Here is a 14,904-nt window from a genome sequence, read left to right on the forward strand (position 1 = left end):
GACTTGCGACCGCAAGCCTGACCAGAAGCCTAGCCCTTGGCGGGCATACTCGCCAGCGCCGCCTGGGCAGCCATCTGCCGCTCCAGGCGCAACGCCTTGCTTCGTCTGAGCCACCACGCCGTGGTCCGCTCCGTGGTGGCCTTGATCGACGACAGCAAGCCGAACAGCGCAAGCAGCGCACCGAACAGCCACATGGAGAGATCGAATGCACCGGCCGCGAGCAGCAGCGCGCCGCGGCCGAGCAGCTTGATGATGGCGCGAGTCTGGCCGCCCTTCGCCTCGGCTATGCGGGCCGCGCGCGCGATCTCCTGCGGGTTCTCCGCGACCTTGAGCGTGTCCCGCGCCGCGCGAACCCCGGCCGCCTCGCCGATGCGTCCAACATCCTTCGCGGTGCGCGCCAGCGCGCCGGCCTTCTCGGCGCGGAATGCCGCGCGGATCGCGGTTGCGGTTTCCATCGGCCGCAGCACCGAGCCGGACGCGACCGCCTCGCGCAGCGCCGGCTGATCGACGACCTCGCGGGTCGAGCGTCCGGCCCATTCGATCATGCCCTCGCTCAGCCGCCCGGCCTTGCGCGTATCCTTGACCAGGGTCAGCCCGGCCCGCAGCGGCGCAACGCCGCCGACCGAGACATAAGTCGCCGCGGTCACGGCGAGCCCGGCGGCCGCAAGGCCCAGTACCAGCCGGTCGGTATCCTCGCCCATCACGAGATGCTTGCCCTCGCGCACCACATCCCTGACATCACCGAACACGAACAGGTCGCCCGCGACCGTGCCGGACAGGCTTGCGACATCGTCGGCATTGCCGGTCACGAGGCCGGTGGCGAACCCCTTGGCGAAATGCGTGGTGGATGATTGCTCGGTGCGCGCGTCGTCGACACGCTTGGTGAGCTCGTCACTGAGCGCGATATTCTTGTCGCCTGCGAGCGCGACGAAGCTGGTCGCAAGGTCAGCGTCGCCTGCGGCAAGTGCTGCCTCGATGTTGTCCGAGATCAACGCCGGGTTGTTGCGCAGGACGGAATTGAGCCTGATGTCGGCAAGCGCCACGGGATCGTCCCGCACAGCGAGCACGGTGCCGGCGTCACGGGCATGCGGCCAAATGGCTGCGCCGACGGCGGCGCTTGCCGCCAGGCCGGCCACCGCGAAACTGAGGCGCACCCCGTACATGCCGCTGAAAACCTCTAGTTTTATTCGCCTTGTTCAAGTCGCTTTGGAAATAGTGTGCCGTTTTTGAGACACAACGGCTCCGACCAAAGAAGGGCTTCTCTGGGACGACAAGATTGTGTCGAATTTGCATGAGCAAATGAGCCATCGGGGCTCTAGGAATCAACCGTTCCCGCCAGTATGGTGCGCGGCATTTCGCGATGCCGCATGCTGTTGATTGCGTCTGCCCGTCGTTGCCACCAAGGTGAGAATATGTCCGACCACGTCGTCCCGCACTTCCATAACGATGCCGGAGTCTCGGTGATCGAAATCGGATCGCAGGAGTTCATGTGCGTGGGCGCCAACCCTCCGTTCGATCATCCGCACGTGTTCCTCGACCTCGGCAACGACAACGAGATCATCTGCCCATACTGCTCGACGCTGTATCGCTTCGCGCCAGACCTCGCTGCCGGCGAAGCGCGGCCGCCGGAATGCGTGCTGAAAGACAAGGTCGCCTGACCGCTCCGTGGCGCTGACGCGAACCGTCATCGTTGCTGGCGCCGGGATCGGAGGACTGACGGCGTCGCTCACACTGGCGGCACAAGGCTTTCGCGTCGTGGTGCTGGAGAAGGCCGAGCGGCTCGAGGAAGCCGGCGCCGGCATCCAGCTCTCTCCCAATGCCAGCCGCATCCTGGTCGAACTCGGACTCAAGGAGCCGCTGGCGCGGCGCGCGGTGACGCCGGAATCCGTCAACATCCTGAGCGCGCGGGCCGGCGGCGAGATCGCCCGGATGCCGCTCGGCCAGGCGGCCGAGTTCCGCGCCGGCGCGCCCTATTGGGTGATCCACCGCGCCGATTTGCAGACCGCGTTGCAGAACGCCGTCAACGACCATCCCGATATCGACCTGCGGCTCGGCTGCCAGTTCGAGGACGTGACCAAGCACGCCAAGGGCCTGACCGTGGTGCAACGCCGCGGCAATTCACGGCAGGAGGAATTGGCCGTTGCGCTGATCGGCGCCGACGGCATCTGGTCGTCGGTGCGCGGACATTTGTTTCCGGATGTACAACCGCAATTCTCCGGCCTGATCGCCTGGCGCGGCACGCTGGATGCAACCGCTTTGCCGCGTGAATACACCGCGCCGCGCGTGCAGCTGTGGATGGGGCCGGACGCACATCTGGTGGCCTATCCGATCTCCGCAGGCCGCCAGATCAATGTGGTCGCGATCGTGTCAGGCACCTGGAACCGGCCGGGCTGGAGCGCCCCCGGCGACATCAACGAGATCAAGGACGCGTTCACCACGGCGCGCTGGCCCGCCACGGCGCGGATGCTGATCGGCGCGGTCGACGGCTGGCGCAAATGGGCGCTGTTCACCCTGCCCCATATCGGCCGCTGGAGCGAAGGCGCGGTGACGCTGCTCGGCGACGCCGCGCATGCGATGTTGCCGTTTGCCGCGCAAGGCGCCGGCATGGCGATCGAGGATGCCGCCGTGCTCGCCAAGGCGCTGAGCGACAGTACCGGGGAGAACACCGCAAACATTCCTGCCGCGCTGAAACGCTACGCGCAGATGCGGCGCGCGCGCGTCGCAAAGGTGCAGCGCATGGCGCGGCAGCAGGGCCGCATCTATCATTTGAGCGGAGCCGCGGCGATCGCGCGCGATCTGGCGATCCGCGCCATCGGTCCGGAGCGCATGCTGGCGCGACAGGACTGGATCTACGATTGGCGCGCCTGAGCGATCGGGTCGACGCATGCCCTGCGCGCGCACGGGCCCAAAGTGCCTATCTCAGTGGACGAGGCCGCGCGGTGCGCGCGGACCCTTCGGCGCCGGCGTGGGGGCTGCCGGTGCGGCGGCCGCAGGGGTGTCCGGCGGGGTTTCGTGGCACTTGCCCTTACGCCAGGCCTCTTCCTCAAGCTTCTGCTGGGAGTGGATAGAGATCAGCTCGTTGCGATAGACCATCTCGGAGACCACGGTACCACCGACGCCGGTCTCCGCCTTGGCCATCAGCCTTTCCTGCTCGGTCGCACGGGCCTTGAGGCTCGCGCGCTCGGCCTCGAGCTGCTTGCAGTCATACAGGTCGTATTTGGCGGGATCGGCAAATGCCGACGGCACGCTGTCGCCGATCTGCGCACAGCCGGAAACCGCCGCGGCCGAGGCGAGCAGCGCAACCATGGCTGCCGCGCGCAACAGATTTGGGCGGCTTGGGAAACGAACAGACATTCGGCTTTCTTAGTCAGACAGTGTTGAGATTGCCTAAAGCAGCCACCGGTGTCCGGATTGAGGCTCAATCGCGGCGGCGCGCTGCTTATCCCAATGCGGCGCGACGGAGGCAAATGGAATCGCAGGCCGCAAGCTTAAGCCTTTGAAACCGCACCTGTTAGCACCGGATAATGACAATTCCACTCCGCGCCCAAACGCGCTAGAAATCGGCGCGCCTGGCGCAACGCGGACGTGGCGGAACTGGTAGACGCAAGGGACTTAAAATCCCTCGATGGCAACGTCGTGTGGGTTCGACTCCCACCGCCCGCACCAGCCTTCGCGAGCTTCGGCTTGGCAGCCCTGGCAACTGTCTCGTAGCGCAGTGACCGAAGGCGGGCCGTCCAGGACGGCGCCGTGCGCTACTCGAATCCCAATCCGATCCGCCGCTCCTTCTTCCAGATCACCCGGCAGCTGTGCCGCTCGCCGTCGACGGCGAGCACGAAGCGATCGGGAAACCAGAGCGGCGAGCTGACCTCGATGCAGGCGCCTTGAGGCGAGAGATTGCGGACCGTGCAGGGGATCGCCTCGTTGCCGAATTCGATCGCCCCCGACTTGAGGACGCGGCGACGCGAGCCGCCACGCCGCTCCTCGGTTGGCATTGGCTGGTGCGCGTTGGCTGGTGCGGGCCTGGTGGGGTCGTCGGCCATGAACCGATGGGAGCTAGGTACACAGACTATCGCTCAGGTTACGGCGCAATCCTGACGGGAACCTTAAGGCGCGTCCAGCAGAACTGGCATGCCAATGCTGCGGTCAAACAGCCTGCGCAGGTGCGCGCGGTATCACGATGCTCGCATCACCTCATCGTGTTGTCCGATTGTGGCGAGGCTCACACGCAGTGATCGCCGCGGGGTGTAACCTCCGCGCATTGGAAATTCCGGCCGCACATTTCGCGGCCACCGCATTTCGACATCAATTTTGCCTGGAGACCGGCGATGGCGATTGCAAAGGCGCGCGATCATGGCGCCTCGAGTCTCGAACACGGTGACGATGCGGCCCATTGCAGCAACGGGCTCAATGCACAGACATTCCGTGACGCAACGCCCGACGAGCGCGCGATCTACCGACGATGGATTCGCGGCGCGATCATGTTGTACGGATTGCTGGCGCTTGCCGCCGGCGCCGCTGTCTTGATGAACGGCGCCGACGCCGGACAGACGCAGCTCACCAGCCTGTCGAGCACGAGCAGCACGAGATCAGGCCACGCCCACTAAAGCATGATCCGGAAAAGTGCGAAGCGGTTTTCCGAAAGGATCATGCTCAAACAAGCACCTAAGGCGCGATGACGATTCAATCCAATCTCATCGCGCTTTAACAGTCAGCGAAAGAAAAATGGCCGGGACGCGTCCCGGCCATTGGTCTTGCGTCAGGCCGCAAGCTTACTCTGACTTGTCGATGTTCCAGAAGATCGGCGTCGCCGGGCCGTCAAGCACGCCGCTCAGCGACTTCCGCCATGCGCTCGGTCCCTGATACTGGCCGAGCGGGATGTAGATGACCTGGTCGTAGGCTTCCTTCTGGATATCGGCCGCGATCTTCTTCTGCTCGTCGAGCGACGGCGCGCGAACGAAGGCATCCTTGAGCTGCTCGATCTTGGCATCCTCGGCCCAACCGAACCAGCCGCCATTCTTGCCCTGCCCGCCAATCGAGAGATTGGCGATCGGGTTGGAGACGTCGGCGCTCACCCAGTTGGTGAAGAACATGTTCCAGCCGCCGTCCTTTGGCGCCTTCTGGCTGGCGCGGCGGGTCACAACGGTCTGCCAGTCGGTCGCCTGCAGGTCGACCTTGAAGCCGGCGTCGCGCAGTTGCTGGGCAACGACGACCGGCTGCGCCTTGAGCGTGGTGACGTCGCCGGGCGCCATGATGACGACGGGCGTGCCATCATAGCCCGACTCGGCGAGCGCCTTCTTGGCCGCCGCCATGTCACCGCCCTTCAGCAGCGTCTCGCCGCCGACATCAGTTGCGAACGGCGTGTCGCAGATGAAGAAGGCAACGCAGGTCTTGTAATATTTGGGATTGCCGACCAGCGCGTCGAGCACCTGCTTCTGGTTGATCGCCATCAGCGCCGCCTGGCGAACCTTGATGTTGTCGAACGGCGGATAGAGGAAGTTCATGCGACCCAGCGTCTGGAAGCCGAACTTGTTCAGCGTCTCGACCTTCAGGTCCTTGTCGCCCTCGATGATCGGCAACATGTCGAACGACGGGTTCTCAAGGAAATCGATGTCGCCGGACTGCAGCGCATTCAGCGCGGTCTGTGCGTCGGCCATCGTGACCCACTCGACGCGGTCGACCTTCACGACCTTGCCGCCCGCGGTCCAGCTCGCCGGCTCCTTGCGCGGCACATAGTCCTTGTTCTTGACGTAGACCGCCTTCACGCCCGGCTGGAATTCAGCCTGCACGAACTTGAACGGACCCGAACCAATCTGTTCCGGGATCGGCTTGTCCGGCGGCGTTTCGGCCAGCCGCTTCGGCATCATGAAGGCGACGCGCGACGACGGCTTGCCGATCGAATCCAGCACCAGGCCGTAGGGCTCCTTCAGCTTCAGCGTGATCGTCTTCGCATCGGTGGCTTCGAGGCTCGCCGTGAAGTCCATCAGCTTCTGGCCCATGCCGTCGACCTTGGCCCAGCGCTTCAGCGATGCGACGCAGTCCTCGGCCGTCACCGGCGTCCCGTCGTGCCACTTCAGACCGTCGCGCAGCGTGAAGGTGTAGGTGAGCTTGTCGTCGGACACCTTCCAGTCCGCCATCTGCGGCTGGATCTTGAAGTTGGAGTCGGTCGCCACCAGCGTGTCGTAGACCATGTAGCCATGGTCACGGGTGATGTAGGCCGTGGTCAGGATCGGGTCGATGACGCGCAGATCCGAATGCATCACCGCGGTGATGGTCTTGTCCGCGGCCATCGCCGGCGGCGCAAATGACAATTGCTGCGGGGCGAATGACAGCGCGAGCGCCGACAATGCAGCCGCGAGCGTGCGGCGCTTCCAACGCGAGATAGGGAACATGCAAATCTCTCCTGACGTGTAACTGGTCAAAGCCGGCTTATTCGTTATGCATGCGGTTCGTTATTTAGGCGAACTAACACGCTGTATGGCTTGTGAAATCGAGACTTGCACCAAGCGCCAAGCGCGTCAATCGGTTTTGATCCGGATCGGACGTACACAAACGAATGAGGCCGCGCGTCAGATTTTAGCTTTACAAAATCGTCGGCGGAGATTTTCGTGTGCGCCGCGCGATGCCGGCGCCGTCATAACAACAAGAGAGAACAACGATGAACCCCGCCAATCTCCCCTTTGATTCCGAAGCGATGCTGCAGGGCCTGCGCAGCTGGGTGGAATGCGAGAGCCCGACCTGGGACGCGGCCGCGGTCGAGCGCATGCTCGATCTCGCCGCGCGCGAGATGGCGGTCATGGGTGCGACCATCGAACGCATCGCCGGACGCCAGGGCTTTGCCGGCTGCGTCCGCGCCCGCTTTCCGCATCCGAAGCAAGGCCAGCCCGGCATCCTGATTGCCGGCCATCTCGACACCGTGCACCCGGTCGGCACCATCGAGAAGCTGACATGGCGCCGCGAAGGCAACAAATGCTTTGGACCCGGCATCTTCGACATGAAGGGCGGCAACTATCTGTCGATCGAGGCGATCCGGCAATTGGCCCGCGCGTCCTTCACGACGCCGCTGCCGATCACCGTGCTGTTCACACCAGATGAAGAGGTCGGCACGCCGTCGACGCGCGACATCATCGAGGCGGAAGCCGCGCGCAACAAATATGTGCTGGTGCCGGAGCCCGGCCGGCCGAACAACGGCGTCGTCACCGGCCGCTACGCGATCGCGCGCTTCAATCTGGAAGCCACCGGCAAGCCGAGCCATGCCGGCGCGACGCTGTCCTCCGGCCGCTCCGCGATCCGCGAAATGGCCCGCCAGATCATCGCCATCGACGGCATGACCACCGAGGACTGCACCTTCTCCGTCGGCATCGTGCATGGCGGCCAGTGGGTCAATTGCGTTGCAACGACGTGCACCGGCGAAGCGCTCAGCATGGCCAAGCGCCAGGCCGATCTCGACCGCGGCGTCGAACGCATGCTGGCGCTGTCGGGTACGGCAAATGACGTGACGTTCAAGGTCACGCGGGGCGTCACGCGCCCGGTGTGGGAGCCCGACGCCGGCACTATGGCGCTCTATGAAAAGGCGAAGCGCCTCGCCTCCGATATGGGTCTTGATTTGCCGCACGGCAGCGCCGGCGGCGGCTCGGACGGCAACTTCACCGGTGCGATGGGTATCCCTACCCTCGACGGCCTCGGCGTGCGCGGTGCCGACGCTCATACTTTGAACGAACATATCGAGGTCGACAGCCTCGTCGAGCGCGGCCGCCTGATGGCGGCGCTGTTGGCGACGCTGGACTGATTTGCACTGCACAACACGTTGGCACTGCCGGATCGAAATTTAGCCTTGTCCAATTTTAAGGCTTCGCCTACGGTCCGGCCGTCCAACACGACGATGCGGGAGAGATCGAAGCGACAACATTCGTGTTGTTGGTTCGGCGCCGACGGAGCAACCGCCCCGGAAACTCTCAGGCAAAAGGACTGTATCGTCAGGACGATCTGGAGAGAGACGGACATGGCCGCACATCAAGGGCCATGACGTCCACCGAAGGGGATAGTTCGCTGTCGGGCTCAGGCCCGATGCGGATCAAGCTCTCAGGTACCGTGACAGATGGGGCGCTGAAACAGCCGGTTTTGCCGGCGGTTCAGCGACTCTAACCCACGGGAGCCTGTAGACCACCATGCCTCACATTGCGATCATTGGCGCCGGCATCACCGGCGTGACGACGGCCTATGCCCTGCTCGAACGCGGCTACAAGGTGTCTGTGCTCGACAGACACCGCTACGCCGCGATGGAAACCTCGTTCGCCAATGGCGGACAGCTTTCCGCCAGCAACGCCGAAGTCTGGAACAGCGCCGCGACCATTCTCAAGGGGCTGCGCTGGATGCTGAGAAGCGATGCGCCGCTGCTGATGAATCCGAAGCCGAGCTGGCACAAATATTCCTGGATCGGCGAGTTCATCGGCGGCATTGCGCGCTATCGCAGCAACACCATCGAAACCACGCGGCTCGCAATTGAAGCGCGCAAGCATCTGTTCTCGATCGCACAACGCGAGAACATTGCTTTCGATCTCGAACGCCGCGGCATCCTGCACGTCTATCACGACAAGGCCGGCTTCGAGGCGGGCCTACGGGTCAACACGCTGCTGCAGCAAGGCGGGCTCGACCGCCGGCCGGTAACACCGGACGAAATCCGCACCATCGAGCCCGCGCTGCAGACGGCTTGCTATGGCGGCTTCTTCACGCCGTCGGATGCGACCGGCGATATCCACAAATTCACGCGCGGCCTTGCCGACGCCTGCGCCCGCCGTGGCGCGGCCTTCATCCATGAGGCTGACGTCGACACGATCACGCGCGGCGATGACGGCTTCCGCGTCGGCTGGAATGAAGCGGCTTCACACGATGCCGAAGTCCTGACGCGGCACGAGTTGCAGGCAGACGGCATCGTGATTTGCGCTGGGGTCGCGAGCCGTCACTTCGCGGGTCTGCTCAACGACCGCGTCAACGTCTATCCGGTGAAAGGCTATTCGATCACGGTGCAGCTCGACGCGCCGCAAAGCCGGGATGCCGCGCCGACCGTCAGCCTGCTCGACGAAGCCGCCAAGATCGTCACCAGCCGGCTCGGCGCCGATCGCTTCCGCGTCGCCGGCACCGCCGAGTTCAACGGCTTCAACCGCGATATCAGGGCCGACCGCATCCAGCCGCTGGTGGATTGGGTGCGGCATCATTTCCCCGGGATCGATACGTCGAAAGTCGTACCGTGGGCGGGTCTGCGCCCGATGATGCCGAACATGATGCCGGTGGTGCGCGCCGGCCGGATTCCGGGCGTGTTCTACAACACCGGCCACGGCCATCTCGGCTGGACGCTGTCGGCCGCAACTGCCCAGATGGTCGCAGGCGCGATCGACGACTGGCGCGACCTCGATACGCCTTCAATGGTGCCGTCACAGGTCGGTGCGGCCGAGCCTGCCCGCGCAGCTTTCCCCTAATTACCGGGCCGAAGAGGAAGAATATGAGCGCATTTGCCTGTGGCCAAGTCGGAATTCGCCGAGAAACACCGCGCGATAGGAACTAGCGTCACAATGGGGAAAAACGCTTCATCGCCGGAGGGGACAATGCGCATTGGAGTGGCGGGCACGCATGACATTGCGGCCCGGTGCGGGATCGTGGACGGCATGTCTGCCGACAGCGATCTCTTCAGCGGACGGACACGCAGTCTTGCTACCGGCACGCGCATCGGCTTCGCGCGCCGCCTTTCCGAAATTGTCAAAGCTCGGACCTCTGCACTGAGCTGCACGATGGGCGCGACATGACAGCTGAGACGTTGACCAAGCCGGATCAGATTGCCGCAGAGCTGTGCGCGGCCATTGATCGAAACTTCGACGATCAGATCGCGTTCCTGTCGCGCATGGTGCAGTTCCGCAGCCTGCGCGGACAGGAAGCACCACAACAACATTGGCTGGCCGAGCAATTCGCAAAGCGCCGCTACGACGTCGACGCGTTCAGCCTTGCGGACGTCGATCTGATGAGCCACCCGAAAGCTGCACCAATGGACGGCATCGATCTTGCCGGATCGCGGCAGGTCGTTGCGACGCTCAACAGCAAAGGCAGCGGTCGCAGCCTGATCTTGCAAGGTCATATCGACGTGGTGCCGGAGGGGCCCGCTGATCTTTGGGACCAGCCGCCGTTCTCGGGCACCGTGCAAGACGGCTGGATGTTCGGGCGCGGCGCGCAAGACATGAAGGCCGGTGTCTCGGCGATGATCTTCGCGCTCGATGCGATCCGCGACGCCGGCTATGCCCCGGGCGGTCGCGTCCACCTGCAGACCGTGACCGAGGAAGAGAGCACCGGCAACGGTGCACTGTCGACCTTGATGCGCGGCTATCGCGCCGACGCTTGCCTCATTCCCGAACCGACCGGACACACGCTGACGCGCGCCCAGGTCGGCGCCGTCTGGTTTCGCCTGCGCGTCCGCGGCACGCCGGTACATGTCGCCTATTCGGAGACCGGCACGAGCGCCATCCTGTCGGCGATGCACCTCGTGCGCGCGTTTCAGGATTACACCAAGGCGCTCAATGCCCGTGCGCTCGACAACAGCTGGTTCCGCACTGTCAAGAACCCGATCAAGTTCAACGTCGGAATCATCAAGGGCGGCGATTGGGCCAGTTCGACCGCAGCGTGGTGCGAGCTGGATTGCCGGCTCGGTCTGCTCCCGGGCGAGACACCTCAGCAGGCGATGCGTGGCATCGAGGAGTGCCTGGCCGAAGCCCACAAGGCCGACGAGTTCCTGTCCGACAATCCGGCCGAGCTCGTGTGGAGCGGTTTTCAGGCCGACGCAGCCGTCTGCGAGCCTGGCAGCGAAGCGGAAGCAGCTCTGTCGGCGGCCCATCATTCGATCTTCCAGGCTCCGATGCAGGAGCGGCTGTCGACGGCCGTCAACGACACCCGCTACTATTGCGTCGATTACGGCATCCCTGCGCTTTGCTATGGTCCTTACGGTGTCGGTCCCCACGCGTTCAACGAACGTGTCGAGCTCGACAGCCTTCGCAAGACAACGCAGAGCATCGCACTGTTCGTCGCCAACTGGTGCGGCGTGGTGAGAGCGTGAATGAACTTGTCGCTTCAGGTCGGTGGCACATGACGACAAGTGCAATTCGAAAGTGCAGCATCAGACCAAGGGAGGCCTCCAACGGCCCGAACCGCGCCTTGATATAACGTCGCCATTGGCACAGTATTTGCCTGCAAATTCATCACGTTCGCGCTGGCCTTGAGACAAAGACGCAGAAGCGCATGAGACACATCACGGGGACACCATGAGTATGATGCGGCCCAGCCTTCGCTTCGCACCATCGCACGGGAGGAGATAGCAACGATGCTCGGCTATCTCATCCGCCGCATCCTCGCTGCCATTCCCGTGATGGGCGTGGTGGCCCTGTTCGTGTTCCTGTTGCTGCGGCTGACGCCGGGCGACCCCGCCGCAATCCTGGCCGGCGACAATGCGACGCCGGAACAGCTTGAACGCATCCGGACCTCGCTCGGTCTCAACGAGCCGATCTACATCCAGTTCTACACCTGGGTCGCCAAGCTGTTGCATGGCGACCTCGGCGTTTCCCTGATCTCGAACAAGCCGATCCTCGAGATGATCGGCCCGCGCCTCGAGCCGTCGATCTCGGTCGCGCTTGCCACCATCGTCCTCTCGATCCTGGTGGCGGTGCCGCTCGGCGTGATCGCGGCGTGGAAGCACGGCACCTGGATCGACCGCTGCGTGATGGGGCTTTCGGTGCTCGGCTTCTCGGTGCCGGTGTTCGTGATCGGCTACGTGCTGATCCAGGTGTTCGCGATCGACCTGCGCTGGGTGCCGGTGCAGGGCTTCAAGAGCATCTCGGCCGGCTTCGGTCCGTTCTTCGAGCGCATCATCCTTCCGACCTGCACCCTCTCCTTCATCTATGTCGCGCTGATCGCGCGCATGACGCGGGCCTCGATGCTCGACGTCCTTGGTGAGGACTACGTGCGCACGGCGCGCGCCAAGGGCATCGGCGAAGCCGGCGTGCTGCTGCGCCATGCGCTGCGCAACGCTGCGGTGCCGGTCATCACCGTGATCGGCTCCGGCTTCGCGCTGTTGATCTCGGGCGTCGTCGTCACCGAGAGCGTGTTCAACCTGCCCGGCATCGGCCGCCTCACCGTCGATGCGGTGCTGGCGCGCGACTATCCGGTGATCCAGGCCATGATCCTGTTGACATCAGGCATCTATGTCGGCGTCAATCTGTTGATCGACGTTGCCTACACCCTGCTCGATCCTCGTATCCGGTACTGAGCAATGGCGATTGAAACCCTTCCGGAATCCACGATTCCCGTCACCCGGCCGTTCCGCGTCAAGTTCGGCTTCCTGACCTCGACACCGATCATCGCGGTTGCGACGATCTGCCTCGCTCTCATCATCCTGATGGCGATCTTCGCGCCGCTCCTTGCGCCTCATGATCCGCTCTTGCTGACACCGTCGCAGCGGCTGAAGCCGTCGAGCGCGCAATATCTGCTCGGCACCGACGCCTATGGACGCGACCTGTTGTCGCGCATCATCTACGGCGCGCGGATCTCGCTGATCATCGGGCTCGGCGCCGCCGTCTGCTCGATCGCCGTCGGGCTCCTGATCGGCCTCGTCGCCGGCTTCTTCCGCTGGGTCGATGCCGTGATGATGCGCGTGATGGACGGCTTGATGGCGATCCCCGCCATCCTGCTCGCGATCGCCGTGGTGTCGCTGTCGGGCGCCAGCATCTGGACAGTGATGGTCGCGATCACCATCCCCGAGATCCCGCGGGTGGCGCGGCTGGTGCGCTCGGTGGTGCTGACCGCACGCGAAGAGCCTTATGTCGAGGCCGCGATCTCGCTCGGCTCCAGCCTGCCCAAGATCATGTGGCGGCATTTGATGCCGAACACGATCGCGCCGTTGATCGTGCAAGGCACCTATGTCTGCGCATCCGCGATCCTGACCGAGGCGATCCTGTCGTTCCTCGGCGCCGGCATCTCGCCGGAGACGCCGACCTGGGGCAACATCATGGCCGAGGGCCGTGCCTTCTTCCAGGTCAAGCCGTCGCTGATCTTCTGGCCGGGGCTGCTGCTCTCGATCGCCATTCTCAGCATCAATCTGATCGGCGACGCCGCCCGCGACGCGCTCGATCCCCGCATGAAGCAGCGTGAGGGCAAGTGACCGCAACCAACTCTTCCAACGTCGTCCTCGACATCAACAACCTCGTCGTCGGCCTCGGCCGCAAGGCGGACGCGCATCGCATCATCGACGACCTCTCGCTGCAGGTACGCGAGGGCGAGACGCTGTGCTTGGTCGGCGAAAGCGGCTCCGGCAAGTCGGTGACCTCGCTGACCACGATGGGCCTGCTGCAGAAGGGCACGCTGGTGCCGTCGGGCGGCAGCGTCAAGCTGGTCGGCGAAGAACTGCTCACCGCCAGCGACCGGCGGCTGCGCCAGCTCCGCGCCACGCGGATGGCGATGATCTTCCAGGAGCCGATGACCGCGCTCAATCCGGTGGTGCCGGTCGGCCGCCAGATCGACGAGGTGCTGCGCGCCCACACCGATCTCGACTCCCGCGCGCGGCGCCAGAAGATCCTGGCGATGATGGAGCATGTGCGGCTGCCGGACGTGCAGCGCATCTTCTCCTCCTACCCGCACCGCCTGTCCGGCGGACAGCGCCAGCGCATCATGATCGCGATGGCGCTGGTGCTGGAACCGAAGCTCCTGATCGCCGACGAGCCGACCACGGCGCTCGACGTCACCACCCAGAAGCAGATCCTCGCGCTGATCCGCGACCTGCAGCGCGACCACGGCACCGCGGTTCTCTTCATCACCCACGACATGGGCGTGGTGGCCGAGATCGCCGACCGCGTCGCGGTGATGCGCCACGGACGGCTGGTCGAAGCCGGTTCACTGCAGGAGGTGCTGCGCACGCCCAAGATGGAGTACACCCGCAACCTCCTGTCCTCGGTGCCGAGCCTCGTGCCGCGCGCGCCACGCCCGGAGACGACCGAGCCGGTGGTGCTGGAGGCCAACGAGCTCTGCAAGGTCTACCGGGAGCGCTCGCTGTACGGCAAAGCCCGCGAGGTCGCCGCCGCCAGCAACGTCACGCTGACGTTGCGCAAGGGCCGCACGCTCGGCATCGTCGGCGAAAGCGGTTCCGGCAAATCGACGGTGGCGCGCTGCATCGTCCGCCTGATCGATCCGACCTCGGGCGGGGTGCGGCTTGCCGGCCGCGAGATCTCCGACCTGTCGCGCCGGCTGTTGCAGCCGCATCGCCAGAAGATCCAGATCATCTTCCAGGACCCCTATCGCTCGCTCAATCCGCGCGTCACCGTCGGCGAGAGCATCGCGGAGGGCCCGATCAATTACGGCATGCCACGCAAGGACGCGCTGGCACGCGCCCGCGAGCTGCTCGAGCTGGTCCATTTGCCGCCCGACGCGATCTCGCGCTACCCGCACCAGTTCTCCGGCGGCCAGCGCCAGCGCATCGCGATCGCACGCGCGCTGGCGCTCGATCCCGACGTGCTGGTGGCGGATGAGGCGGTGTCCGCGCTCGACGTCTCGGTGCAGGCGCAGGTGCTCGATCTGCTTGACGAGATCCAGCGGCGGCTGGGCATCGCGCTGCTGTTCATCACGCATGATTTGCGGGTTGCCGCCCAGATCTGTGACGACGTCGCCGTGATGCAGCATGGCCGTGTCGTGGAACAGGGACCGGCCGCGGAAGTGCTGACCAATCCGCAGCAGGCCTATACCCGCGCGCTGCTCGATGCGGCGCCCGGTCGCGGCTGGGATTTCGCGAACTTCCGCCCTGTTTCGGAAGGCATTGTGGCAACGGCCTAGGTCTTTAGCCGTAAGGCTCATGGCCTGGCCTTGAATCTGGCCTTGGGCTTTACG

13 protein-coding genes, 1 tRNA gene and 2 riboswitches are annotated in these 14,904 nt (G+C 64.6%); of the genes, 10 read left to right on the forward strand and 4 right to left on the reverse strand.

Features of this window, described 5'->3' with window-relative positions; all coding sequences use genetic code 11:
- Window positions 1-29 precede the first annotated feature (29 nt).
- Window positions 30-1,163 carry a hypothetical protein gene (locus JQ616_RS14085; RefSeq protein WP_212015233.1) on the reverse strand — a complete coding sequence of 378 codons (1,134 nt, stop codon included), beginning with the start codon at window positions 1,161-1,163 and terminating at the stop codon, window positions 30-32.
- A gap of 249 nt (window positions 1,164-1,412) precedes the next feature.
- Here JQ616_RS14085 and JQ616_RS14090 point away from each other — a divergent pair, with 249 nt between their 5' ends.
- Together JQ616_RS14090 and JQ616_RS14095 are read left to right on the forward strand one after the other, a co-directional pair.
- A complete protein-coding gene (locus tag JQ616_RS14090) occupies window positions 1,413-1,658 on the forward strand; it encodes a zinc-finger domain-containing protein (RefSeq protein WP_021077734.1) in 246 nt (81 codons plus the stop codon).
- Between the two features lie 7 nt (window positions 1,659-1,665).
- Window positions 1,666-2,868 carry an FAD-dependent monooxygenase gene (locus tag JQ616_RS14095; RefSeq protein WP_212015235.1) on the forward strand — a complete coding sequence of 401 codons (1,203 nt, stop codon included), beginning with the start codon at window positions 1,666-1,668 and terminating at the stop codon, window positions 2,866-2,868.
- Between the two features lie 51 nt (window positions 2,869-2,919).
- Here JQ616_RS14095 and JQ616_RS14100 read toward each other — a convergent pair whose 3' ends face one another.
- Window positions 2,920-3,354, reverse strand: a complete 435-nt coding sequence (locus tag JQ616_RS14100) for a twin-arginine translocation pathway signal (protein ID WP_212015236.1) — start codon at window positions 3,352-3,354, stop codon at window positions 2,920-2,922.
- 225 nt (window positions 3,355-3,579) lie between these two features.
- Here JQ616_RS14100 and JQ616_RS14105 point away from each other — a divergent pair.
- Window positions 3,580-3,666 (forward strand) — tRNA-Leu (locus JQ616_RS14105).
- 86 nt (window positions 3,667-3,752) lie between these two features.
- Here the strand turns inward: JQ616_RS14105 and JQ616_RS14110 are convergent.
- Entirely contained in the window at window positions 3,753-3,992 is a 240-nt protein-coding gene (locus JQ616_RS14110; RefSeq protein ID WP_212015237.1) for a PilZ domain-containing protein, read from the reverse strand.
- A gap of 333 nt (window positions 3,993-4,325) precedes the next feature.
- On the opposite strand from JQ616_RS14110, the gene JQ616_RS14115 reads away from it, so the two are divergent.
- Window positions 4,326-4,604, forward strand: coding sequence for a hypothetical protein (locus JQ616_RS14115; RefSeq protein ID WP_212015238.1), 279 nt, complete (start codon window positions 4,326-4,328; stop codon window positions 4,602-4,604).
- A gap of 165 nt (window positions 4,605-4,769) precedes the next feature.
- Here JQ616_RS14115 and JQ616_RS14120 read toward each other — a convergent pair whose 3' ends face one another.
- Window positions 4,770-6,389 carry an ABC transporter substrate-binding protein gene (locus JQ616_RS14120; protein WP_212015239.1) on the reverse strand — a complete coding sequence of 540 codons (1,620 nt, stop codon included), beginning with the start codon at window positions 6,387-6,389 and terminating at the stop codon, window positions 4,770-4,772.
- 266 nt (window positions 6,390-6,655) lie between these two features.
- Between JQ616_RS14120 and JQ616_RS14125 the strand changes: the two genes are divergently transcribed.
- The 6 genes from JQ616_RS14125 (at window position 6,656) to JQ616_RS14150 (ending at window position 14,850) form a co-directional block, all read left to right on the forward strand.
- Complete coding sequence (locus JQ616_RS14125; protein WP_212015240.1) at window positions 6,656-7,786, forward strand: M20/M25/M40 family metallo-hydrolase; 1,131 nt, start codon at window positions 6,656-6,658, stop codon at window positions 7,784-7,786.
- Window positions 7,787-7,872: 86 nt separating this feature from the next.
- Window positions 7,873-7,978: riboswitch (glycine riboswitch) on the forward strand.
- Window positions 7,979-7,981: 3 nt separating this feature from the next.
- A riboswitch (glycine riboswitch) is annotated at window positions 7,982-8,097 on the forward strand.
- Between the two features lie 68 nt (window positions 8,098-8,165).
- A complete protein-coding gene (locus tag JQ616_RS14130; protein ID WP_212015241.1) occupies window positions 8,166-9,473 on the forward strand; it encodes a D-amino acid dehydrogenase in 1,308 nt (435 codons plus the stop codon).
- Between the two features lie 320 nt (window positions 9,474-9,793).
- Window positions 9,794-11,092, forward strand: coding sequence for an ArgE/DapE family deacylase (locus JQ616_RS14135; protein WP_212015242.1), 1,299 nt, complete (start codon window positions 9,794-9,796; stop codon window positions 11,090-11,092).
- A 264-nt stretch (window positions 11,093-11,356) separates the two neighbouring features.
- A complete protein-coding gene (locus JQ616_RS14140) occupies window positions 11,357-12,298 on the forward strand; it encodes an ABC transporter permease (protein ID WP_212015244.1) in 942 nt (313 codons plus the stop codon).
- A 3-nt stretch (window positions 12,299-12,301) separates the two neighbouring features.
- Window positions 12,302-13,189: an ABC transporter permease gene (locus JQ616_RS14145; protein WP_212015246.1), complete on the forward strand. Its 888-nt coding sequence runs from the start codon at window positions 12,302-12,304 to the stop codon at window positions 13,187-13,189.
- Window positions 13,186-14,850 (forward strand): ABC transporter ATP-binding protein, encoded by a 1,665-nt coding sequence (locus tag JQ616_RS14150; protein ID WP_212015248.1) that lies wholly within the window; start codon window positions 13,186-13,188, stop codon window positions 14,848-14,850. Before JQ616_RS14145 ends, JQ616_RS14150 begins: the two co-directional genes overlap by 4 nt.
- Window positions 14,851-14,904: the final 54 nt, after the last annotated feature.

It is taken from the genome of Bradyrhizobium tropiciagri, assembly GCF_018130545.1.
GTDB classification, from domain to species: Bacteria; Pseudomonadota; Alphaproteobacteria; order Rhizobiales; family Xanthobacteraceae; genus Bradyrhizobium; species Bradyrhizobium tropiciagri_A.